The organism is Streptomyces sp. cg40 (assembly GCF_050320165.1).
In the GTDB taxonomy this organism is placed as follows: domain Bacteria; phylum Actinomycetota; class Actinomycetes; order Streptomycetales; family Streptomycetaceae; genus Streptomyces; species Streptomyces hokutonensis.
Genome location: NZ_CP190128.1, coordinates 638,740 through 660,847 on the forward strand (window position 1 = coordinate 638,740; position 22,108 = coordinate 660,847).

Consider the following 22,108-nt stretch of genomic DNA (forward strand, 5'->3'; position numbering starts at 1 on the left):
TAGAGCGCTGTTCGCAAGAGAGGAAATCCTTGATGCAGATCAGTGGGAGCTCCGCGGTCGTCGTCGGCGGGGCGGGCGGCCTGGGCGAGGCCACCGTCCGTCGGCTGCACGCGGCGGGAGCGAAGGTCGTCGTGGCCGATCTGGCCGACGAGAAGGGCAAGGCCCTGGAGCAGGAGTTGGGCGTGCGCTATGTACGCACCGACGCCACCTCCGAGGACGACGTCCAGGCGGCGCTGGCCGAGGCGGAGTCGGCGGGACCGCTCAGGATCTCGGTGGACGCGCACGGCGGCCCGGCGAGCGGTGGCCGGCTGGTCGGCAAGGACGGTTCTCCGCTGGACCTCGCGGGCTTCCGCACGACGATCGACGTGTATCTCACCGGCGTGTTCAACGTGATGCGCCTGGCAGCCGCCGCGATGGCCCGTCAGGAGCCGCTGGACGGCGGCCGGGGTGTCATCGTCAGCACGGCGTCGATCGCCGCGTACGAGGGCCAGATCGGCCAACTCCCCTACGCCGCCGCCAAAGGCGGGGTCGTCAGCATGACCCTCGTCGCCGCCCGCGACCTCTCCCCGCTCGGCATCCGGGTCGTCACGATCGCCCCGGGCACCTTCAACACGCCGGCCTACGGCAAGGCGGGTCCCCAACTGGAGGCCTACTGGGGGCCGCAGGTGCCGTACCCGAAGCGCATGGGCCAGTCACCGGAGTACGCGTCGCTGGTTCAGCACATCGTCGAGAACGACTATCTCAACGGCGAGGTCGTCCGTCTCGACGGCGCCCTCCGGTTCCCGCCGAAGTAGGGGAAGTGCCCGACGTGAGCGGCTCGTTGAAGGGCAAGGTCGCGTTCGTCGCGGGCGCCAGCCGTGGCATCGGCCGTACGGTCGCGCTGGCGCTCGCCGAGGCGGGCGCGTCGGTCGCGGTCGCCGCGCGCTCCGAGCGGGAGGGCCGGCTGCCCGGCACGATCCACTCGGTCGCGGACCGGATCACGGCGGCGGGCGGGCGGGCACTGCCGGTGCCCTGTGACGTGAGCGACGAGGCGTCGGTCGACGCGGCCGTCGCCGCCACGGTCGCGGAGTTCGGCGGGATCGACGTTCTCGTCGCCAATGCCGGGGTGCTGTGGCTCGGCCCGGTCGAGTCGACGCCGCTCAAGCGCTGGCAGCTGTGTCTGGACGTCAATCTGACCGGCGTATTCCTGGTGACGAAGGCGGTGATTCCGCACGTACGGGCGCGTGGCGGTGGGTCGTTGGTCGCCGTGACGACCGGTGGGGTGGGCATGACGGACCGGGGCGCCAACGCGTACTGGGTGTCCAAGGCGGCCGTCGAGCGCCTCTATCTGGGGCTCGCCGCCGACCTGCGGAAGGACAACATCGCCGTCAACTGCCTTGCTCCGTCGCGGGTGGTGCTGACGGAGGGATGGCAGGCCGGTGGCGGGGGCCAGGAGATCCCGCCGGAGATGGTGGAGCCTCCGGAGGCGATGGCGAGGGCCGCGGTTCTCCTCGCGGGTCAGGACGCGACCGGCCTCACGGGTACCGTCCAGCGCTCGGAATCCCTTGCCTGAAACGGCAGTTGGGCCGGAGTACGCGCGGCGGCGGTGAGCACGACTGATCGGCGCCATCGGGGGCACACGGAACGACGAGCCGCCGGGATCTCCGGTGGCTCGTCGTCCATTCGTAGGGGTTCTCAGATGCTTGCCTTTGTGGCTGCCGCGCTCTTCGTCATCGCCTTCCTCATCCGGGTCACCGAGACATCGACCCAGCTGGCCTTCACCCCGACGAGCCTCATGCTCCTCGGACTGGCCTTCCTCGCCGCGCACTCGGCCGGCCTGGGGACGGGCTGGTCCGCACGCCGCACCGGACGTCGGCGCTGACGCGGTGGGGCGTCACCGGACCGCCGCGCACACCCCGCCGTCGACGAGAAGGTCGATCCCCGAAACGAACGCGGCCTCGTCGGACAGCAGGAACGCCACCGCCGCCGCGACATCCTCGGCCCGCCCCGTCCGGCCGAGCGGCGTCCGTTCCACCAGCGCGGCCATCGCGGGCTGGGCCGCTGCCTCCTGCCGCCCCTGAGGGGTGTCGATGACACCCGGCGACACGGAACACGCGCGGGCACCGTACGGCCCCAGCCGCACCGCCTCCCGTCGCACGAACCGGTGCACCCCGTGCTTGGCCCACGCGTAGGCGAGCCCTGAGTCCTCGACGGCGGGCCCGAGCGCGTCCCGGAGCCGGTCGAGGAAGTCGTCCCGCAGCGGGTCGTCGAGGATCGCCGCCACGGCGGGATCGGCCTCCAGATTGCCGAGCAGCGGGGCCATCGAGGCGAAGCACACCAGTGCCGTCCCCTCGGTGGCGAGCGGGCGGAGGGCCTCCACGAGGCGGGCGGTGCCGACGAGGTCGACCTCGAAGATGCGCCGCCAGTCGGCCATGGTGGGCGAGATCCCGGCGGCGTGGGAGACGGCCCTGAGGGTGCCCAATTCGGCTGCGAGGGAGGCGAGTCGGGCGAGTCCGGCCGGGTCGGTGATGTCGAGGACGAAGGGCTCGATCCTCACCTCCGCGCCCGCGGCCGACAGCTCCTTCGCCGCGGCGGTGACGGCCGGTTCGTCGCGGTCGACCAGCAGCAGGGCGTCCACCAGGCCGGTGAGGCGCCGTGCGCAGGCCAGTCCCATGCCGCGCCCGGCGCCGGTCGCGATGCCCACGGTCGTCATGCGGTCCCTCCTCCGTGGCTCCAGTACTTCTCCAGGCCCGGCCGCGCCACCCGGTCCACGAGTTCCACGAGCAGACCGCTGGGCCCGCGCAGGAAGGCGAAGGGCGCGCCCCCGGAGCCGGTCCGGCGCGCCTCGGTCACGAAGCCCTGCGCGGTGAGTTCGGCCGCGTCGGCAGCGACGTCGTCGGACCAGTAGCCGACGTGGTGCACTCCCCCGCCGGCCACCGGTTCCCACAGGGTGCCCGGTATCCGTCGGATGACCTCCAGCCGAGGGAGAGTCCGGGAGTAGGCGCAGCTGATGTCCAGAACGGCGTCTCCGGTCGGCAGGGCCAGCGGCACCGCTCCCCCGATCTCGGCGCACCACTCGTACCCGAACGCGCCCGAGAACTCGGCCAGGGTCGCTTCGAAGTCCTCGACGACAAGCCCGAGATGGAACTGGTCCTCGGCCCTCATGACTCCACCACCGCCCCGGAGACGTCATGCTCACCGAGGCGGGGCGGCGGCCCGTAGTCGGGCTCGTATCCGGCGACCCGGACGGGGCTGCGGACCAGTCGGAAGTCCCCGGCCGTCACCACGGCCTCCGGGGTGGCGGCCAGCGCCTGCGGCAGCGTGCGTACGGCGGCGGCCGGCACCCCGAGCGGGCGCAGTCGCGCCTCCCAGGACGCGGCCGTGTCGCAGGCCAGGGCGTTCGTGACGGCGGCGAGTACTTCCTCCCGGCGCTCCGCCCGTTCCGCCATGGTGGGGAATCCCTGGAGTCCGGCCTCGGCGGCGAAGGACTTCCAGAAGCCGTCGTGGGTGATGAAGAGCGCCAAGTAGCCCTCGGCCGTGGGGAAGAGCTGGGCCGGTACGTAGAAGGAGTGCGCGCCGAGCGGCAGTCGGCGCGGTTCGACGCCCTCGTTGAGGTAGGCGGAGGCACGGTAGTTGAGCTGAGACAGCATCACATCCCGCAGGGAAACCTCCACTTGGCCCCCGCGTCCGGAGACGACGTGGGCGAGGAGTCCCAACGCGGCCGTCAGGCCCGATGAGTTGTCGGCGGAGGAGTAGCCGGGCAGGGTCGGGGGACCGTCCGGGTCGCCGGTGAGAGCGGCGACGCCGGTGGCCGCCTGGACCACGTAGTCGAAGGCCGGTTCGTCGCCCGCCGCCAGCCCGTATCCGGTGAGCGCGACGCACACGATCCGCTCGTTCCACCTCCGCAGCACGTCGTACGTCAGCCCCAGCCGGTGGATCGCCGACGGTTTCAGGTTGACGAGCAACGCGTGGGCGTCGGCGACGAGTTCACCGAGTCCGGCCTGTCCCTCGGCGGTCGTGAGGTCGAGGCGGACGCTGCGCTTGCCGCGGTTGAGGCTGGCGAAGTAGGCGTCGCTCACCTGGCGCGAGATGTCCCCGCCCGGCGGCTCGATCTTGGTGACCTCGGCGCCGAGGTCGGCGAGCATCATCGTGGCGTAGGGGCCGGCCAGCATGTGGCCGACCTCCAGGACGCGGATGCCGTCCAGCGGTCCGGCGGTCATCGCAGGTCCGCGGCGAGGGCGGCGAGCATGTCGCGGGTGCGGTACTTGGAGGCGACCAGCTCGTCGCGGTTGTCGCCGATGGGCAGCAGCCGCACGGACAGATCGGTCACCCCGGCGTCCGCGAACCGCTGGAAGCGGGCGGCGATGGCACTCTCGTCGCCGGCCGCGCACAGGTCACCGACGTCGCGGGCGTCGCCGTAGTCCAGCAGGCGCTGGTAGTTGGGCGAGATCTCGGCCTCGCCGAGGATGCGGTTGGCGCGCTCGCGGGCCTCGTCGACACGGTCGGGCGCGCAGAGGCAGACGGGGATGCCCGCGACGATCCGCGGTGCCGGGCGCCCGGCGCTCTCGGCGGCCTTGGTGATGCGGGGCACGACGTGTTCGGCGACCGCGCGTTCGTCGGCCATCCACAGTACGGTTCCGTCGGCCCGTTCCCCGGCGATGCGCAGCATGACCGGGCCGAGGGCCGCGAGCAGGACCGGCAGGCGGGAGACCGGGGCGAGGGTGAGCGGGTTGTGGACGGTGAAGGTGTCGTTCTCGACGTCGACCATGTCCGCTCCGCCGAACGCGGCGTCCAGGACGTCCAGGTAGTCACGGGTGAGCGCGGCCGGTTTCTCGTACGGCAGCCCGAGCATGTCCTGGATGATCCAGTGGTGGGACGGCCCGAGGCCGAGAGCGAGCCGTCCTCCTGCCGCCGCCTGGGCCGAAATCGCCTGCCTGGCAAGGGCGATGGGGTGCTGGGCCTGCAACGGCACGACGGCGGTGCCCAGTTCGATCCGCTCGGTGCGCGCACCCATGAGCGCGATGGCGGTGAGGGCGTCGAAGTCGGTCGGGATCTGCGGCACCCACACGGTGTCGAAGCCCGCCTTCTCCGCCCATGTCACGTCGTCGATCATGCGCGTGACCTTGCGGACCGAGTCCCCGCGCTCGGGCCCGATCATCACTCCGATGCGCACGCTGCCTCCAGGTTTTCGGGTTGCCGCCGGATCATGGCGAGGTGACGGATGTCAGGGCGCGCATCTCGGTGACGAGGGCATCGAGCGGTGTCCCCGTGGGGAACACCGCGGCGGCTCCGGCCGTGAGGAGTTTCGGTACGTCGGCGGGCGGGATGGTGCCGCCCACCACGACGGCGATGTCCTCGGCGCCCGTGGCGCGCAGGGCCTCGATCACCCGGGTGGTGAGAGCGAGATGCGCACCGGAGAGAATGCTGAGTCCGACGACGGCGACGTCCTCCTGGACGGCGACGGCCACGATGTCGTCGACGCGCTGCCGGATCCCGGTGAAGATCACCTCGAAGCCCGCGTCGCGCAGGGTCCGCGCGACGATCTTGGCTCCGCGGTCGTGTCCGTCGAGCCCCGGTTTGGCCACCAGTACACGGGAGTTCATCAGAACACCACCGGCTGCTGGAACTCGCCCCAGACCGCCTTGAGCGCGGCCACCATCTCGCCGACCGTGCAGTAGGCATTGGCGCAGTCGATCAGGATGGGCATGAGGTTGTCGGTACCTTCCGCGGCACGGGCCAGTTCGGCGAGGCGCTGTCGTACGAGGGCCGCGTCGCGGGTGGCCTTGACGTCGGCGAGGCGTTTCAGCTGCCGGTCGCGGCCCTCCGCGTCGAGTTCGTAGGTGGCGAGGTCGGGCGGTGGCTCGTCGGAGACGAAGCGGTTGACGCCCACGACGGGCCGGGTGCCGGCCTCTACCTCGCGGTGCAACTGGTAGGCCTCGTCGGCGATGAGGGTCTGGAGATAGCCGTCCTCGATGGCCCGGACCATGCCGCCGTAGCGCTCCAGGTCCTCCATGATCTCGACGATGCGCTCCTCGGTGGCGTCGGTGAGCGCCTCCACGAAGTACGAGCCGCCGAGCGGGTCCGCGACCCTGGCGACGCCCGTCTCGTGGGCGAGGATCTGCTGGGTGCGCAGCGCGAGTGTCGCCGACTCCTCGCTGGGCAGGGCGAAGGGCTCGTCCCAGGCGGCCGTGAACATCGACTGGACGCCGCCGAGGACCGAGGCGAGTGCCTCGTAGGCGACCCGGACGGTGTTGTTCTGTGCCTGGGGTGCGTAGAGGGAGGCTCCTCCGGCGACACAACCGAAGCGGAACATGGCCGCCTTGTCGCTGTCCGCGCCGTACCGCTCGCGCACGATGGTCGCCCAACGCCTGCGTCCGGCACGGTACTTGGCGATCTCCTCGAAGAAGTCGCCGTGCGTGTAGAAGAAGAAGGAGACCTGCGGGGCGAACTGATCGATCGTCATACGGCCCCGGGCGAGCACCGTGTCGCAGTAGGTGACCCCGTCGGCGAGCGTGAACGCCATCTCCTGCACGGCGTTGGCACCGGCGTCGCGGAAGTGCGAGCCGGCGACCGAGATGGCGTTGAAGCGCGGCACTTCGTCGGCGCAGAACTCGATGGTGTCGGCGATGAGCCGGAGGGACGGTTCGGCCGGCCAGATCCAAGTGCCCCTGGACGCGTACTCCTTGAGGATGTCGTTCTGGATCGTCCCGGTGAGTTTCGCCCGGGGCACGCCCGCCCGTTCGGCGGCGGCGACGTAGAAGGCGAGCAGGATCGCCGCGGTGCCGTTGATGGTGAAGCTGGTGCTGATCTTGTCCAACGGGATGCCCTCGAAGAGGACTTCGGCGTCGGCGAGCGTGTCGACGGCGACGCCGACACGGCCCACCTCCTCGCCGACTTCGGGGTCGTCGGAGTCGTAGCCGCACTGGGTGGGCAGGTCGAGCGCCACCGAGAGTCCGGTGCCGCCCTGCTTGAGGAGGTAGTGGTAGCGGCGGTTGGAGGACTCGGCGGTGCCGAAACCGGAGTACTGGCGCAGTGTCCACAGCCGGCCCCGGTATCCGGTGGCGTAATTGCCGCGCGTGAAGGGGAAGTTGCCCGGCGCGGGCGGCTCTGCCTTGACGTCGTCGGGGCCGTAGACCGGTTTGAGGGGCAGGCCGGAAGCGGTCCGGACGGGTTCGTCGCCCTGGGGCGGTGTGGGAGGCGTCATCGCAGAAGGTCCTTCATCACCTTTCCGGTGGCGTTCAGCGGCAGTTCGGTCAGGAACTCCACGGACCGGGGCACCTTGAACCCGGCCATCCGGAGCCGGCTCCACTCGATCAACTCGTCGGCGGTCAGCGGCTGTCGGAGGACGACGAAGGCCTTGCCGACCTGTCCCATCCGTTCGTCGGGTACGCCGATCACGGCGGCCTGGGCGACCGCCGGGTGTTCCATCAGGAAGCCCTCGATCTCGGCCGGGTAGGCGTTGAAACCGCCGACGATGAACATGTCCTTCTTGCGGCCGACGATCCTCAGATAGCCGCGCTCGTCGAGCGTGCCGAGGTCCCCGGTGTGCAACCAGCCGTCCTCGTCGATGGCTTCGGCGGTCGCCTCGGGGTCGTTGAAATAGCCGCGCATCACGCTGTAGCCGCGGACCAACACCTCCCCGTCGTCGGCGATGTCGACCTCGACGCCCTCGCAGGGGGTGCCGACGGTGGTGGCGATGTCCTCGAAGGAGTCGCCGGGGCGGGTGGCGGTGGCCGTGCCCGCCTCGGTCAGGCCGTAGCCCGTCATGATCGAGGTGAAGGGCAGTTCGGTCATCACCTGGCGGATCAGTTCGACGGGGATGTCGGCGGCCCCGGTCACCGCAACTCGCAGAGAGGACAGGTCCCTTGAGCCGCGGTCGGTGAGCAACGAGTGGTAGAGGGTGGGCGGACCGGGCAGGACCGTCACCTTCTCGCGCTCGACCAGGTCGAGGACCTTCTCCACGTCGAAGACGGGCACGGGCAGGATGGTCATGCCGCGGATCAGCGAGGCGACCATGCCCGCCTTGAAGCCGAAGATGTGGAAGAACGGGTTGACGATCAGATACCGGTCGCCCTCCCTGACCCCGGCCAGGTCGCACCACTCCGCGTACAGGCGGAGCGTCTGGGCGTGGGTCATCAGGACGCCCTTGGGCCGGCCGGTGGTGCCCGAGGTGAAGACGATGTCGCTGACCTGGTCGCCGGTCACCTTCCGCTCGAAGGGTGAACCGCTCGCCAGGAAGCCTGACTTGAGGTCGACGACCGGCACACCGGGCGGTGCCTTGAAGTCCAGGCCGAGGAAGCCCTCCTGGACGAGAACGGCCTTCGCACCGCTGCGGACGATGATGTCGTGGGCCTCGTCCGCCTTGAAGCGGGTGTTGACGGGCACGACCACACCGCCCGCGGTCATCAGACCGAAGGCGGCGACGATCCACTCGGCGGAGTTGGGCGCCCAGATCGCGACCCGGTCGCCCTGCTCCACCCCGGCCGACGCGAACGCCCCCGCAGCCACGCGCACCCGCTCGACCAGCTCGGTGAACGTGAGGCGGAGCGGGCCGTCCACCACGGCTTCGGCGTCACCGAAGCGGTCGGCCGCGCTCAGCACCATCTGCGGGATGCTCTCCCAGGTCATACGCCGATCAGGCGGGCGAGGTTGCCGCCCATGATCTTGGCCTGGTCGGCCTGCTTCATGCCCTGGATGGCGTCGATGTAGGAGACCGGGTCGGCCAGTCCCTCGGGGTGGGGGTAGTCGGACCCGAACAGGACGCGCTCGACGCCGACGACCTCGGAGAGGGCGGCCATGTCCTCCTCCCAGAACGGGCTGATGTGGATACGGTTCCTGACCTCTTCGACCGGGTCGCCCAGGAACCCCTTGGGCTGCTTCTTGTAGGTGCTGGCCAGCTGGTCGAGCAGGGGCAGCAGCCACGAGGAGCCGTTCTCGATGACCGAGACCTTGAGTTCCGGGAAGCGGAACAGGGCTCCGTGGCAGACCCAGGACGCGACCGCGTCGGTGACCGGGCGCCACTCGGACATCATCCGGAAGACCTGCGCCTGGAAGGGCGTCATCTCCTGGCTCTTGCCCTCCCAGTCGCTGGAGTAGCGCGAGTAGCCGCTGTCGGAGGAGTGCATGGCCACCAGCACGCCCGCCTCCTCGACGCGCTTCCAGAAGGGGTCGAACTCCGGCAGCGCGAAGGAACGCGAGCCGCCGTAGCCGGGGACCGGTGCGGGCCGGACGAGGATCGCCCGCGCGCCGCGCTCAAGACACCACTCCAGTTCGGCGATCGCCTTGTCCAGGATCGGCAGGCTGATCACCGGGGTGGTGAAGATGCGGTTCTTGTAGTTGAACTGCCAGGTCTCGTGCAGCCATTGGTTGAGGGCGTGCACGACGACATGGATCAGCTCCGGGTCGTCCCGCATCCGCTCCTCGACCAGGCTGGCCAGGGTCGGGAACATCAGGGTCTGCTGGATGCCCAGGTCGTCCATGAGGGCCAGGCGCGGCGCGGGTTCGCGGAACGCGGGGATCGACCGCATCGGCTCGCCGAACAGCTCCCGGTGGGACTTGCCCTCCGGGTTGCCCTCGCGGAAGTAGTCCTCCCAGGCGCCGGGCCGGGCGACGACCTCGAACGTGGGGTTGGGGATGTAGTCACTGATCTGACCGCGGATGGCGATCTTCGTACGCCCCTTGACCTGCACGTACTGGATGGCGCTCGCGTACTGCTTGGGCAGGTACCGGGTGAGCGCGTCCTCGGTCTCGTACAGGTGGTTGTCCGCGTCGAACAGCGGATACGGCGGCACACGCGATGGCATGAGATCCTCCTTCGCAGATTGCGAGAATCCTATTCTCACTCTTGATGGGCGGCAATATCCTTGCGGAGAACGAACTTCTGGACCTTGCCGCTGGCGGTGCGCGGGAAGTCCTCGACGACATGGAGCTCCTCCGGCCACTTCTGGCGGGCCAGGCCCGTCGCGGCGAAGTGGGCGCGGAGATCGTCGAGGGTGGGTTCGGGGTGGCCGGTCCGCAGTCGTACGACGGCTGCCGCGTGCTCGCCGAGGCGGGCGTCGGGGGCGGCCACGACCGCGGCCTCGGCGACGGCCGGCAGGGTGAGGAGGACCTCCTCCACCTCCAGCGCGCCGATGTTCTCGCCGCCGCGGATGATGATGTCCGCCTTGCGGTCGGTGATGGTCAGGTAGCCGTCCTCGTCGAGGCGGCCGATGTCGCCGGTGCGGTACCAGCCGTCCGCGTCGAAGGCGCGCTCGGTGAGGGCGTCGTCGGTGTAGCCGAGGCACAGGTCGGGGCCCCGGCTGAGGATTTCGCCGTCCTCGGCAAGGCGGATCTCCACTCCGGTCAGCGTGTCGCCGTCGGTGTAGAGCCGCTTGTCCTCGGGCGCGGTGTGGCTGGAGGCCGTGATCGAGGGGTGCTCGGTGCTGCCGTAGGCCCGGAAGACGGTGATGCCGAGGTCCGCGAGCCGTCTGGTCACGGCGTTGGGGATGCCCGCGCCGCCCAGGCCCGCGTACTTCATGTGCGCCAGGTGGGCGGGGGTGAAGTCGGGGTGGTCGAGCAGGCTGGTCATGTAGTAGGCGGCGCCGCCTCCGACGGTGAGTCCGTCGCGGGCCATCAACTCCAGTGCCTGGCCCGGGTCCCAGGTGTCGGCGAGGTTGACCGGGCTGCCGTCGAGGACGGGGATCAGGAAGGCGTTGACCATGCCGATGAAGTGGCCGACGGGTGCGGAGGTGAGTTGGTCGCCGCGGTCGGGCGGGTAGCGGCCGGCCAGTTGGCGGGTCTCGAAGCCCAGGGTGTGGTGGCTGTGCACAACTCCCTTGGGGTCGCGGGTCGTTCCGGAGGTGAAGGCGATCAGCGCGGGGCCGGACGGGTCCGTCGGCACGACGCCGGGCAGCGGTTCGTCGGCGAGCAGGTCGTCGAAGTCCCGCCCGACGACGCCGACCACGGGGATCTTCGCGCTCAGGTCGGGGTCGTAGGAGAGATGTCCGAAGCGGTCGGCGGTGACGAAGACCTTGGGTCGGACCGTGTCCAGGATGTAGCCGACTTCCTTGCGTCCGTAGAAGTGCACGATCGGCACCACGACCGCGCCGAGGAACGCGGACGCCCAGAAGACCGCCGCCGCCTCCATCCAGTTGGGCAGTTGGAGTGCCACCACGTCGCCGGGGGCGACGCCCCGTTCGCGCAGTCCGGCGGCCAGTCGGCGGGCCGTCAGTTCGACCTCGGCGAAGGTGCCTTCCCAGGGCCGTACCGCCGAGTGCACACGGAACGCGGCGCCCGGGGCGGCCTCCAGTCCCCGCGCCAGCAGGTCACCGATCGTCTCCCCGGTCCACCACCCCTCCGCCTCGTAGCGCCTGACCAATTCAGCGGGGACAGTTCGCACGACAGGAACTTCCTCTCGTCATTGAGAATTGCACTCTCTCAGAGCGAGAAGGTAAATTCCATACATGGGACGAGACCACGGGTTCCACCCGGTCCGGATCACCCGGATCATCCAGGAGACGCCCGACACCCGGACGTACGTACTCGACGCGCCCTTCCCGTACCGGGCGGGCCAGTTCGTGACGATCAAGGCCTGCGGCACGCTGCGCAGTTACTCCATGTCCAGTTCGCCGGAGACGGACGCCGAGTTGATGACGACGGTGAAGCGGGTTCCGGGCGGTCTGGTGTCCAACTGGATGCACGACCATCTGGCCCCCGGCGACGTCCTCGAAACCACGCTGCCCGCAGGGGTGTTCTGCCTGCGGGAGGGCGAACAGGCGGGCTCTGCCCACGAGTTCGCCGCTCCGGTGGTGGCGTTCTGCGGGGGCAGCGGGATCACCCCGGTGCTCTCGCTGGCCAAGTCCGCGCTGGCCGGCACCGGGCGCCCGGTGCGGGTGCTCTCGGCCAACCGGGACGCGACTGCCGTCATCTTCGCCTCCGCACTGGGCGAGTTGGAGCGGCGGTACCCCGGACGGTTCGAGATCCGGCACCACCTCGACGACTGGGAGGGTTTCGTCACGGCGGACCAGGTACGGGAGTTCGCGGGCGGCGACACGGAGGCGGATTTCTACCTCTGCGGACCCGCGCCCTTCATGGAGCTGGTGGAGAACGCGCTCCTCGCCCACGGGGTCGCCCCGGAGCGGATCTTCGTCGAGCGGTTCGCGCAGACCGCCGATCCACCGCCCGAGGACGCCCCTGAGCAGGAGGGGACCCTGACGCTCGTGCTCTCCGGCAGGCGGCACACGCTCGCGCAGCGTTCCGGCGAGACGTTTCTGGAGAGCGCGCGTCGGGCAGGTCTGGCCCCGCCGTTCTCCTGCGAGGCGGGCAACTGCGCCACCTGTATCGCCCAAGTCACCGAAGGCGAGGCCAAGATGCGGGTCAACAACGCGCTCGACGAGGACGAGATCGCCGAGGGCTGGGTCCTGACCTGTCAGGGCGAGCCGACCGCGCCGCACGTCACTGTCGTATACGAGGACTGAGGCCCATGGACGTAGATCTCGAACTCGACGAGGGCCTGGCGGTCATCACCATCGACCGTCCGCAGGCCCGCAACGCCATCGCCCCGACCACGATGGACGAACTCGACAAGGTCCTCGATGCGGCCGCGGGTGCCAAGGCCCTGGTCGTCACGGGCGCGGGCGACAAGGCGTTCGTCTCCGGCGGGGATCTGAAGCAGTTGGCTGCGATCCGTACCGAGGAGGACGCAATGGCCATGGCCCTGCGGATGCGAGGGATCTGCGACCGCATCGCGAGCTTCCCGGGACCGGTGATCGCCGCATTGAACGGGCACGCGTTCGGCGGCGGAGCGGAGGTCGCGGTGGCCGCCGACATCCGGGTCGCCGCCGACGACATCAGGATCGGCTTCAACCAGGTGGCGCTGGCCATCATGCCGGCGTGGGGCGGTGCCGAGCGTCTTGCCCAACTCGTGGGCAAGGGGCGGGCGTTGATGCTCGCCGGGGCCGGGACCGTACTCGGCGCGGCCGAGGCACAGCGCGTCGGGCTGCTCGATCTGGTGCTGCCTCGCGCCGAGTTCGCCGAGGGCTGGCGGACCCTGGCCAGGTCACTGGCGACCAGTCCGGCGCGGGAGATCAAGCGCGTGATGAGCGGAGCCGTCCCGGAGGAGGAGGCGGCCCGCGCCTTCGCCCGCCTCTGGGTGTCCGACGAGCACTGGCAGGCAGCGGAGAGGGTGATGTCCCGTGGGTGACACACGAGTTGGGGCGACCGGAGCGAGCGCGGACCTGGCCGACGTACGAGCGCGTTCGGCTCGGGTAGGGGCCGACGACGGGCGGGTGCGGGTCGAGTCGAGCCCGGTCGGGCCGATCGTCCGGCCGCCGGACGCGAGCGATCTGGTCATCCTGTATCTGCACGGGGACCGGCAGTTGTCGGGTTCGCCCGAGTCGGCGGTCGACCTCGCCGAGCGACTCGCCCTGCGCACGGGGGCAGTTGTGGTGTGCCCGCGCTACCGATCGTCGTTCCCGGGGGCACTGGACGACGTGCACGCCGTGTACAGCTCGTGCCAGGCCCGCGGCCCGGTGGCGCTGGCCGGTGAACGGCTCGGGGCCGGGCTCGCGGCCTCGCTGCTGGTGCGGCTGCGGGACATGGGAGCGCAGGAGCCGGACTGCGCGGTGCTGAGTTCGGCGCTGCTCGATCTGACGCTGGACGCGCCGAGTCTGCTGTTCAACGCGGCGGCCGATCCGGGCTTCGACATCGACGAACTCCGGCTGCACGCGGCCCGGTTCGCGGCCGGCGCCGACCGCACCAACCCGCTGCTGAGTCCGCTGCACGCCAACCTGCACGGACTGCCGCCGATCCAGTTGCTGGTGGCGGGGACCGATCCGCTGCTGGACGACTCGCTGTCGTTCGCCGCCCGCGCGGCCCGCTCCGGCGTCACGGTGGATCTTCGGGTGCGGCCGGACGCGGTGAGTCTGCATCCCGAGAGCGTGACGGCCATGGCCGATTTCATACAGGCGTGGGCCCGAGCAGCACACCCATCACCTCGCGGATGATCTCGGGGTAGTCGGTCCGCTCCTCGTCGAGCATCCACTGCTGCTGGACCCCGTCGAGCATCGCCACCACGGCGGTGGCGGCTGCTCGCGGGGTCAGACCGCTGGGTACGCGGTCGCCGTAGAGCGCGGTGAGGTGCTTGACGGTGTGCTCCTGGATCGACCGGTAGTAGTCGTGGCAGAACCGCAGTGCCTCGTCGCTGCCGGTGACGCCCTCGGCCACGAGAACGCTGTGGATCTGGGCGAGACCGGGGTTCTTGTGGTCGTAGGTGATGACCTCGGCGAGCAGCCCCGGGAGATCCTCGCCGGGGTCGGCCTGGAGAGCGGCCAGGTGTTCGCGGGCGAGGTCCTCGCGGAGCTGGACGAGGGCGAGGAGCAGCCGTTTCTTGCTGGGGAAGTAGTGCAGGACGCCCTGTCTGGTCAGGCCGGCGCGCTCCGCCACGGCGTCGATGGACGCCTTCTTGTAGCCGCGCTCGGCGAAGACCGCCAGCGCGGCGACAAGGATCTCCTCGTATCGGGCCGTCGTCATTGGGGACCCCTTTCACCCCGGCAACACGGATGTGACACTACGGTTGCCGTGGCGACAGTGCGACCCTTCCGGCCATCGCCGATCCGTTGCCCGTCACTGGCCCCGGGGCGGCATCTCGAAGCCGGAGACGATCACGGCGTTAGTGTCGGCCGCGGCGTGCCGCAGCGGCTTCGCGCGCCCGTACGCCTCCGACTCGTACCAGGCTCTCGCGGCTTCCACCGAATCGAATTCGAGGACGACGGTCCGGTCGCCGTGCCACTCGCCCTCAAGGAGGTGCGGCTGTCCGTCGGCCGCGAGGACGGCCGCGCCACTCTGGGCGATCGACGGTCCGGCGGCACGGCTGTAGGCGTCCATCCCGGCCGGGTCCTTGACGGACTCGGTCAGGATGACGTACCCCTTGGGCATGCGTACTCCTCAACTCAGCGAGCGGGCGGGCTAGTTCACCGTGATGGCGCGTTCGGGGCAGCTGCCCGCCGCCTCGCGGACCTGAGCCTCGTACGCGGTGGGGACCTCGGGGGTCAGCACCTCGGCGTAGCCGTCGTCGGTGAGGTCGAAGACCTCGGGGCAGATCGACCAGCAGATGCCGTGGCCCCGGCAGCGGTCCGTGTCGATGACTGCTTTCATCGGGCGGGCTCCTCGGCGAGCGTGAACTCCAGGTTCAGATGGGTGAGTCCGCGCAGGATGTACGTCGGCAGGTAGCGGTAGTTCCGCGCGTCGGCGGGGCCGTGCACGCTCTCCGAGATCCTGATGTCGGTCGTACGGTCGAGGATGCGCTCGATGCCCACGCGGGCCTCGGCGCGGGCCAGCGGGGCGCCGGGGCAGGTGTGGGGACCGCGGCCGAAGGCGAGGTGGTGGCGGGCGTTGGCGCGGGCCGGGTCGAAGGTCTCGGGGTCCTCGAAGTGGCGCGGGTCGCGGTTCGCGGCGCCGTTGAGGATCATGAGGGTGGAGCCGGCCGGGATGTCGACACCGCCCACCGTGGACGCCACGCGCGACAGCCGGAAGTCGCCCTTGATCGGGCTCTCCGTGCGCAGCGTCTCCTCGATGAAGTTCGGGATGCGGTCGCGCTCGGTGCGCAGCAGGTGCTGAAGATCGGGGTCTTCGGCGATCAGCTTCAGGGCGTTGCTCAGCAGCCGGACGGTGGTCTCCTGGCCGGCCGCGAACAGGTTGGTGGCGACGCGGGCCACGTCGGCGACGTCCGGGGTCGAGCCGTCGGAGAACTTCGCGAGGGCGAGGCCGGTGATCACATCCTCGCGCGGCTCGCGACGGCGCTCCTCGACGTAGGCCGAGAACTGCGCATAGAGGTACTCCAGCGGCGAGTACGCCAGCTCGCCGTCCGTGCTTCCGACACCGCCCCGCGGCTGGTGTTCCAGGCCCTCCACGAACGTGTTGCGGTCCTCGTCGGGCACGCCGAGCAGGTCGGCGATGACCCTCAGGGTGAAGGGGCCGGCGAACCCGCTGATGAAGTCGCCCTCGCCGGCGGCGAGATACGCGTCGAGCTGGGCGTCCGCGAGGTGCCACATCGACGCCTCGTTCTCCTTGAGGCGGCGCGGGGTGATCATCCGCATCAGCAGACCGCGGTGGTCCGTGTGCATGGGTGGGTCGAGGGTCGGCAACTGGTCGCTCATCGGGAGCTGGTCGCGGTACTGCTCGATCAGCGCGCTGACGTCGACATCGCCGTCCAGCGGGACCGGGAACCCGGGGAAGGGGCCGGTCACCGAGAGGCAGGACGAGTACGTGTCGGTGTCGTTGAGGACCTGGATCGCCTCGTCGTACCCCGTCACCATCGTCACGTCGTGGTGGCTCTCGCGCAGCACGGGGCACTTCCCGCGCAGGGCCGCCAAATAGGGGTAGGGGTCCGCGACGACCTCGTCGTCCTGGAAGAAGTCGATCGCCTCGAAGTCCTTCACGGTGTGCACGGTTCCCTTCCGTCACCAGTCTGACGACGAGCGACGATATCAATCTTCTCCACTGGCGAGAAGCTCGTTTTCACTTTCGTGGAGCGGGAGTTGGGGCCGCCCTCAGGCGCCCTTGGCCCATGCGGGAGAGGGCAGCGTCGGCCGCCGCGAGTGCGGTGCCCGCCGTGGCGTCCGCCGACTCGGCGAGGCCGGCCAGGAGTCTCACGTCCTTGCGGAGCAGCGGTCCCGCGCGTTCCGCGAGGGGGTCGAGGGTGCCGCCCGCGGACTTCACGCGGTCGAGGGCGAAGCTCGCTCCGCTGCCGTGGAGCACGGCTTCGGCGAGAGCGCCGCGGTCGATGCCGAACTCCGGTGCCAGCGCCAGCGTATCGGCCGCGGTCGCCAAGTTGGCAGTGAACAGTAGGTTGTTGAGGAGTTTGGCGATCTGTCCCGAGCCGAGCGGGCCCATGTGCAGCACGGGGTCGCCGAAGGTCTCGAACACCTTGCGGCAGTAGGCGACGGTGCCGGACTCGCCGCCCGTCATGACCAGCAGGCGGCCCTCGGCGGCGGCTCGTCCGCCGCCGCTGACCGGTGCGTCGACCACGGACACGCCGTGCACCTGGGCCCGTTCGGCCAGCCGTCGGCAGGTGTCGGGGTGGACCGTGCTGTGGACGGCGATGACTCCGCCCCGGCGCAGGCCGGTCAGTACGCCCTGTTCGCCGCTGACGACCTGTTCGACATCGGCGTCGTCGACGACACAGACGCACACCAGGTCGCTGGCCGCGGCCAGTTCGACGGGGGACGCGGCCCGCCGGGCGGCGGTGTCCGCGAACGCGGCGAGGGTGGCCGGGCGGCGCGCCCAGAGCGTGGTGTCGAAGCCCGCCTCGACGATCCGACGTGCCATGGGAGCACCCTGACTGCCCAGCCCGATGAATCCGACGCGCATCAGCGGGCCTCCTGGTCGACTTGCTCGGGGGTGTTGTCGGCCGCCACCGTTTCCGCGGCGGGCTCCGGCTCGGGTTCCGGCGTGGGCTCGGCCTTTGGCTCCGGTCGCCAGAACGTGCCCAGCAGTCCCCCGGTCGCCACCACGGCCGCGCCGAGCGCGATCGCGCCGCCGGTCCAGCCGGTCAGGTCGATGCCCGCCGCGTGGTCGAGGGACCAGTGGCCGGGACCCAGTACCGCGAGGGCCAGGGCGACGACGGCGAGGGTGAGGACGTACTCGTAGCCGTCCTTGAAGACGAAGAACCCGTTGGGCCGGTGGGCGAGCAGTCCCGCGACCAGCATTACGGAGATCACGGCGGCGCAGGCCGGCGGCGTGAGGAGGCCGAGGACGAGCAGGATGCCCGCGCCGACCTCGGTGAGCACGCTCATCCAGGCCTGCAACACGCCCTGTCGCAGCCCGAGTCCGGTGAACCAGCGGGCGGTGCCCTCGATCCTGCCGCCGCCGCGCCAGTGATTCAGCCCGTGCATGATCATGACGAGTCCGACGACCACTCGTACGAGCAGCAGTACGGCGTTGTCGGCGTCGCTCATCCGGCCCTCCTCGGCAGACGGTCGATCCCGTCGTTCTCCCGGCCGAGAACACACTCCTCGACGAACGAGAGGATCTTCAGGTGGTAACCGGTCGCGGTGCGCCCGATGCTCAAGTTGTGGCCGCTGTCGGCCTGTTCGTCGGTGACGACCCGCGGGGAGGCGGTGAACAGGCTCGCGATGTCGGCCATGGCCTCGGGCCCCGAGCTCCACACGCGTTCGTGGTCGCCGAGCGTGTAGTGCACGGGAATCCTCACGCGGGCCGCGACTTCGGCGAACTCCAGCGGCCAGCGGCGGGCCACGGTCGCTTCGTACGGCGGGCCCGGCGACTGGATGTGCGCGGCACCGACGACCTCGGCCGGATACAGGTACGAGGGCTCCCACAGCAGGTCGCGCAGTCCGGGGCCCGACCGCCTCGGCTCGGCCGGGTCGCGCCGCCTGAAGTCCAGGATCTCGACGGCGGCGGGCGCGTGATGGCGTCCGGTACCGGCGATCTCCAGACCGAGCAGGTCGCTGCGCCGTTCGTCACCGGCCATGCGCACACCCAGGGCGCAGCCGATCGAGTGGGCCCACAGGAACAGGCCCGCTCCGCGCGGACGCGAGGCGAGCAGCCGGTCCACCACTCCGTAGGCGAGGTCGACGCGTCGCGCCGGGGAAGCCATGCTCTCGCCGTACGGAGCCGAACTCCCGTACCCGGGACGGTCGATGGCCACGGTGGTGAAGCCGAGTGCCGCCGCCGTGCGCAGGAGGGACAGCCTGGGCTGGTCCGGGTAATCGAAGTAACGGGAGGTCACCGCTCCCCCGTGCAGCGCGACGAGGACCGCGCGTGGTTCGCGGGCCTCGCACAGCAGCGCGGACATGGGGATGCCGTCGACGTCGACGACGCGCGAAACGACCTCCGTGGTACGTGGGTTCATCCGTCCGCCCGGAGCAGGAGCACGCCGCTCGGGGCGAGGCCTCCGGTGCTGACCGCCGCGATCCGGGCACCCGGCACCTGCCGTACCCCGGCCGCGCCGCGCAGTTGGACGACCGCCTCCTCGATCAGTCCCATGCCGTGGGTACGGCCGTGGGAAAGCTGTCCGCCGTGGGTGTTGAGAGGCAGTACGCCGTCCCGGGCGATGTTCTTGCCGCCCTCCAGGAAGTCCTTGGCCTCGCCGATGCCGCAGAATCCCAGGCCCTCCAGCCAGGAGAGGCAGTTGAAGGTGAAGCCGTCGTAGAGCTCGGCCACGTCGACGTCCTGCGGGCGCAGGGTGGTGCGTGACCACAAGTGGGCGGACTGGCCGAGGACTTGGGGTTCATGGGTGAGCGTGCTCTGGTCCCATTCGAGCCGTTCCAGGAGCTGGGTGCCGACGGCCTCGACGAAGACGGGCGGCTGGGCCAGGTCCCGGGCGGTGTCCACGGACGACACGATCACGGCGACCGCGCCGTCGCAGGGCACGTCGCAGTCGTAGAGGCCGAAGGGTGTGGTGATGGGGCGGGCGCTCAGATAGGCGTCCATGGTGAGCGGCTCGCGGTAGATCGCGGTGGGGTTGAGTGCCGCGTTGGCCCGCTGGTTGAGGGCGATCCAGCCGAGGGTCTCGCGGGTGGTGCCGTAGCGGTGGAAGTGGCGTTGGGCGTTCTGGGCGAGGGTGTGCGCCGCCGAGACGCCCCCGAACGGCTTGATCCAGCCGTCCATGCGGCGCGGTGTGTCCTGGGCGATGCGTCCGCGCCGCACGAGTTCGCCGTACGACGCCTCCCAGACCGTGCGGAAGCACAGCACGTGCCGGGCGAGGCCGCCCGCGACGGCGAGCATCGCCGAGACGAGTGAGCCGCCGGGGCCGAAGGTCTCCCCGCCGCCGTTGTACCAGGTGGGTTCCAGGCCGAGGGCCGACTCCAGGGCGGTGATTCCGCCCTCGCTGAAGCCGCCGTGCGGGGTGGGGCCGGGGTAGGTCGCCAGGCCGTCGATGTCGGCGGCGGTGAGCCCCGCGTCGGCGATGGCGCGCTCGCAGGCCTGGACCGTCAGCGACACCGGCGGGACCAGCAGGCGCCGTCCCAGCTCGGACGCGCCGACGCCGGTGATGGCGACCTTGTCCTCGAACTTCTCCGTGGTCACCATCGGCCGTACGCGACGGGCCAGTTGACGTGTCTCCTCCTCGCCGAGCGGCAGGGTGCGCTCGGCCGGCTGGTCCGGTGCCGGGCGGAACAGGGGCAGCCAGGCGTCCTCGACCTGTTCGAAGACGACCTCCATCCGCATGCCCAGCTCCAGCTCGTCCGGGGTGCATTGGACGGCGTTGGTGGTGAGGCGGACGCGGGGGTCCTCCTCCAGGGCGACCTGGGCCACGACGTAGGGCGCGGGAAGGCCGGGCAGGGCGAAGCGGTGGTTGACGGTGAAGCCGATCAGCGTCGCACGGCCGGAGACGGCCCGGACGCCCATGTCGTGACCGTGGCAGTACCGGCAGACCGGCTGTGGCGGGTGGATGAGGGCCTGGCAGGACCCGCACTCCGTCAGCCGCAGCCAGCCGTCCGCGCCGGAGGTCCAGAAGAACTCGTTCTCCTCGGTGATGACCGGGCCGGGGCGCTGAGTGTCCGTCATGTAGTGATCCGTGCCTTCGACTTGCGGACGGTGACCGGTTCGGCGAGCCGCTGTTCGTCGCAGACCTTCTGGAGTTCGGCGAGGGTCTCGTCGAGTCCGGCGCCGAGCCGCTCGCCCGGAGTGAAGGTGGCCGGGAGGTGGCGCATGCCCTGGATGACGCCGATGGTCTCGTAGTGCACGGCGCCCTCGGGGTCGCACGCGTAGTCGGGCATCCGGTCGAGCACGGCCGTCACCATCCGCTTGAACACGGTACGGGCCACGTTGGAGCCGATGCAGCGGTGGATGCCGAGGCCGAAGCTGCTGTGCCGGTTGCCCTTTCGTTCCATGTCGATGCGGTCCGGGTCGGGGAAGACCGACGGGTCGCGGTTGGCCATCGCCCAGGAGAGCCAGAGGCGTTCGCCCTCCTTGAACTCGGTGCCGGCGATCTCGCAGTCGGCCGTGATGGTGCGGCCGTCTCCAGGGGCCGGGGTGTAGAAGCGCAGGAACTCCTCGGTCGCGGAGTCCAGCAGGGTCTTGCGCTCACGGCTCAACCGGGACCGTTCGTCCGGGTGTTGGGAGAGCCATTCGAGGGAGTGGGCGGTGAGCGCGGTCGTGGTGTCGAAGCCGCCGCCGATCAACAGGGCGCAGACGCCGAGGAGTTCACCGTCGTCGGGGTTGCGGCCGTTGATGTCGGCGCGGACCAGCGCGTCCACCAGTCCCGGGCGGGGGTTCTTGCGGATCTCCGCGAGCTGGGCCATGAGGTCCATGCCCATCTTGCGGCTGAGGTCCAACACCCGTTGCATGTCCGGCGAGTTGGGCGGGGTGTAGACGGAGGCGTGGGCCGGTTCGTTGTAGATCGTCCAGTGCTCCAGCGGGATGCCCATCATCGCCAGGGTGAGTACGGCGGGGACGATGTTGGCCAGGTCGTCGACGAAGTCGATGTGCCCGGACTCGATCTTCTCGTCGATGCTCGCGCGGACGACCTCGTCGACGAACGGGATCCAGCGCTGGATCGCCGCCGGCGACAGATACGGGTTGAGGGTCTGCCGGTAGTGCCGCTGGTCCGGCGGGTCCATCTCCAGGAAGCCGCCCTGGGCCTCGCGGGCGCGGGGCGGCGGGGGGATGGAGATGCCCTTGTAGCCGCGCCGCTCCCCTTTTACGTCGTGGTCGTTGGAGAGGAACTCGGCGGACCGCGCGAGTTCGAACACCTCACGGTTGCCACTGGCGACCCAGTGGCCGCCGTGGGCCTCCGTCCAGGCGATCGGGCACTGTCCGTGCAGTTCGTGGGTGATGTCCTCGAACCGGTCGCGGTAGTCGGGGGTGTGCCGGTCGAAGTGCACCAGGTGGTGCTTGCGGCCACCGTCGTCGTCGACGGCCGCTTCTTCCGTGGTCATGCGGAGTCCTCTCCTGCTCGGTGGTTGAGGCGGGGGGTCAGGAGATGAGGGAGATCGCCCGCTCGGGACAGGACAGGACCGCCTCGCGGACGTCCGCCTCCTGATCGGCGGGGACTTCTTCCGCTACGACCGAGGAGTGCCCGTCGATCTCGCTGAGTTCGAAGGTGTCCGGAGCGCGCATCGCGCAGAGCGTGTGGCCCTGACAGCGCTCCGGGTCGACTCGTACCTTCACGGTCCTTCCTTCCTGCCGTGGT

Annotated in this window: 25 protein-coding genes; 6 read left to right on the plus strand and 19 right to left on the minus strand. The window is 70.4% G+C overall.

Going from position 1 to position 22,108, the window contains the following annotated elements; genetic code table 11:
* Positions 1-32 precede the first annotated feature (32 nt).
* From ACQHII_RS02700 to ACQHII_RS02710, 3 genes are all read left to right on the plus strand, one after another.
* Entirely contained in the window at positions 33-794 is a 762-nt protein-coding gene (locus tag ACQHII_RS02700; protein WP_427917649.1) for an SDR family NAD(P)-dependent oxidoreductase, read from the plus strand.
* Positions 795-808: 14 nt separating this feature from the next.
* A complete protein-coding gene (locus tag ACQHII_RS02705; protein ID WP_427917650.1) occupies positions 809-1,552 on the plus strand; it encodes an SDR family NAD(P)-dependent oxidoreductase in 744 nt (247 codons plus the stop codon).
* 138 nt (positions 1,553-1,690) lie between these two features.
* Positions 1,691-1,861, plus strand: coding sequence for a hypothetical protein (locus tag ACQHII_RS02710; protein ID WP_427917651.1), 171 nt, complete (start codon positions 1,691-1,693; stop codon positions 1,859-1,861).
* 12 nt (positions 1,862-1,873) lie between these two features.
* Here the strand turns inward: ACQHII_RS02710 and ACQHII_RS02715 are convergent, their stop codons facing one another.
* The 9 genes from ACQHII_RS02715 to ACQHII_RS02755 are packed head-to-tail and all read right to left on the minus strand — an operon-like array spanning position 1,874 to position 11,356.
* A complete protein-coding gene (locus ACQHII_RS02715) occupies positions 1,874-2,692 on the minus strand; it encodes an SDR family oxidoreductase (RefSeq protein ID WP_427917652.1) in 819 nt (272 codons plus the stop codon).
* Positions 2,689-3,144 (minus strand): VOC family protein, encoded by a 456-nt coding sequence (locus tag ACQHII_RS02720; protein ID WP_427917653.1) that lies wholly within the window; start codon positions 3,142-3,144, stop codon positions 2,689-2,691. The genes ACQHII_RS02715 and ACQHII_RS02720 overlap by 4 nt, the downstream gene beginning before the upstream one ends.
* Positions 3,141-4,199, minus strand: coding sequence for a CaiB/BaiF CoA transferase family protein (locus ACQHII_RS02725; protein WP_427917654.1), 1,059 nt, complete (start codon positions 4,197-4,199; stop codon positions 3,141-3,143). Before ACQHII_RS02725 ends, ACQHII_RS02720 begins: the two co-directional genes overlap by 4 nt.
* Positions 4,196-5,152, minus strand: coding sequence for an LLM class F420-dependent oxidoreductase (locus ACQHII_RS02730; RefSeq protein WP_427917655.1), 957 nt, complete (start codon positions 5,150-5,152; stop codon positions 4,196-4,198). The genes ACQHII_RS02725 and ACQHII_RS02730 overlap by 4 nt, the downstream gene beginning before the upstream one ends.
* A 31-nt stretch (positions 5,153-5,183) precedes the next feature.
* Positions 5,184-5,582: a cobalamin B12-binding domain-containing protein gene (locus tag ACQHII_RS02735; RefSeq protein ID WP_406449734.1), complete on the minus strand. Its 399-nt coding sequence runs from the start codon at positions 5,580-5,582 to the stop codon at positions 5,184-5,186.
* Positions 5,582-7,183, minus strand: coding sequence for a methylmalonyl-CoA mutase family protein (locus ACQHII_RS02740; RefSeq protein ID WP_427917656.1), 1,602 nt, complete (start codon positions 7,181-7,183; stop codon positions 5,582-5,584). Before ACQHII_RS02740 ends, ACQHII_RS02735 begins: the two co-directional genes overlap by 1 nt.
* The gene (locus ACQHII_RS02745) at positions 7,180-8,607 is read right to left on the minus strand and encodes a FadD3 family acyl-CoA ligase (RefSeq protein ID WP_427917657.1); all 1,428 of its coding nucleotides are present in this window, start codon (positions 8,605-8,607) and stop codon (positions 7,180-7,182) included. Before ACQHII_RS02745 ends, ACQHII_RS02740 begins: the two co-directional genes overlap by 4 nt.
* Complete coding sequence (locus tag ACQHII_RS02750) at positions 8,604-9,782, minus strand: amidohydrolase family protein (protein WP_026178744.1); 1,179 nt, start codon at positions 9,780-9,782, stop codon at positions 8,604-8,606. The genes ACQHII_RS02745 and ACQHII_RS02750 overlap by 4 nt, the downstream gene beginning before the upstream one ends.
* 35 nt (positions 9,783-9,817) lie before the next feature.
* The gene (locus ACQHII_RS02755; RefSeq protein WP_427917658.1) at positions 9,818-11,356 is read right to left on the minus strand and encodes an AMP-binding protein; all 1,539 of its coding nucleotides are present in this window, start codon (positions 11,354-11,356) and stop codon (positions 9,818-9,820) included.
* 64 nt (positions 11,357-11,420) lie between these two features.
* On the opposite strand from ACQHII_RS02755, the gene ACQHII_RS02760 reads away from it, so the two are divergent.
* The 3 genes from ACQHII_RS02760 to ACQHII_RS02770 are packed head-to-tail and all read left to right on the plus strand — an operon-like array spanning position 11,421 to position 13,961.
* Positions 11,421-12,434, plus strand: a complete 1,014-nt coding sequence (locus ACQHII_RS02760) for a 2Fe-2S iron-sulfur cluster-binding protein (RefSeq protein WP_427917659.1) — start codon at positions 11,421-11,423, stop codon at positions 12,432-12,434.
* A gap of 5 nt (positions 12,435-12,439) precedes the next feature.
* Positions 12,440-13,159, plus strand: a complete 720-nt coding sequence (locus tag ACQHII_RS02765; RefSeq protein ID WP_427917660.1) for an enoyl-CoA hydratase/isomerase family protein — start codon at positions 12,440-12,442, stop codon at positions 13,157-13,159.
* The gene (locus tag ACQHII_RS02770) at positions 13,152-13,961 is read left to right on the plus strand and encodes an alpha/beta hydrolase fold domain-containing protein (protein ID WP_427917661.1); all 810 of its coding nucleotides are present in this window, start codon (positions 13,152-13,154) and stop codon (positions 13,959-13,961) included. Before ACQHII_RS02765 ends, ACQHII_RS02770 begins: the two co-directional genes overlap by 8 nt.
* Here ACQHII_RS02770 and ACQHII_RS02775 read toward each other — a convergent pair.
* The 10 genes from ACQHII_RS02775 to ACQHII_RS02820 form a co-directional block, all read right to left on the minus strand.
* Positions 13,915-14,487, minus strand: coding sequence for a TetR/AcrR family transcriptional regulator (locus ACQHII_RS02775; protein ID WP_427917662.1), 573 nt, complete (start codon positions 14,485-14,487; stop codon positions 13,915-13,917). The genes ACQHII_RS02770 and ACQHII_RS02775 overlap by 47 nt on opposite strands.
* Positions 14,488-14,580: 93 nt before the next feature.
* On the minus strand, positions 14,581-14,892 hold the full coding sequence (locus ACQHII_RS02780) for a DUF1330 domain-containing protein (RefSeq protein ID WP_427917663.1): 312 nt from the start codon (positions 14,890-14,892) through the stop codon (positions 14,581-14,583).
* 30 nt (positions 14,893-14,922) lie between these two features.
* Complete coding sequence (locus tag ACQHII_RS02785; protein ID WP_019069983.1) at positions 14,923-15,111, minus strand: ferredoxin; 189 nt, start codon at positions 15,109-15,111, stop codon at positions 14,923-14,925.
* Entirely contained in the window at positions 15,108-16,403 is a 1,296-nt protein-coding gene (locus ACQHII_RS02790; protein WP_427917664.1) for a cytochrome P450, read from the minus strand. The genes ACQHII_RS02785 and ACQHII_RS02790 overlap by 4 nt, the downstream gene beginning before the upstream one ends.
* Positions 16,404-16,473: 70 nt before the next feature.
* Positions 16,474-17,283 (minus strand): NAD(P)-dependent oxidoreductase, encoded by an 810-nt coding sequence (locus ACQHII_RS02795; RefSeq protein ID WP_427917665.1) that lies wholly within the window; start codon positions 17,281-17,283, stop codon positions 16,474-16,476.
* A gap of 41 nt (positions 17,284-17,324) precedes the next feature.
* Complete coding sequence (locus ACQHII_RS02800; protein WP_427917666.1) at positions 17,325-17,912, minus strand: DoxX family protein; 588 nt, start codon at positions 17,910-17,912, stop codon at positions 17,325-17,327.
* Positions 17,909-18,826, minus strand: coding sequence for an alpha/beta hydrolase (locus tag ACQHII_RS02805; protein WP_427917667.1), 918 nt, complete (start codon positions 18,824-18,826; stop codon positions 17,909-17,911). The genes ACQHII_RS02800 and ACQHII_RS02805 overlap by 4 nt, the downstream gene beginning before the upstream one ends.
* Positions 18,823-20,481: a thiolase C-terminal domain-containing protein gene (locus ACQHII_RS02810; protein WP_427917668.1), complete on the minus strand. Its 1,659-nt coding sequence runs from the start codon at positions 20,479-20,481 to the stop codon at positions 18,823-18,825. Before ACQHII_RS02810 ends, ACQHII_RS02805 begins: the two co-directional genes overlap by 4 nt.
* On the minus strand, positions 20,478-21,854 hold the full coding sequence (locus ACQHII_RS02815; RefSeq protein ID WP_427917669.1) for a cytochrome P450: 1,377 nt from the start codon (positions 21,852-21,854) through the stop codon (positions 20,478-20,480). Before ACQHII_RS02815 ends, ACQHII_RS02810 begins: the two co-directional genes overlap by 4 nt.
* A 37-nt stretch (positions 21,855-21,891) precedes the next feature.
* Positions 21,892-22,086 carry a ferredoxin gene (locus ACQHII_RS02820; protein WP_019069976.1) on the minus strand — a complete coding sequence of 65 codons (195 nt, stop codon included), beginning with the start codon at positions 22,084-22,086 and terminating at the stop codon, positions 21,892-21,894.
* Between the last annotated feature and the right edge of the window lie 22 nt (positions 22,087-22,108).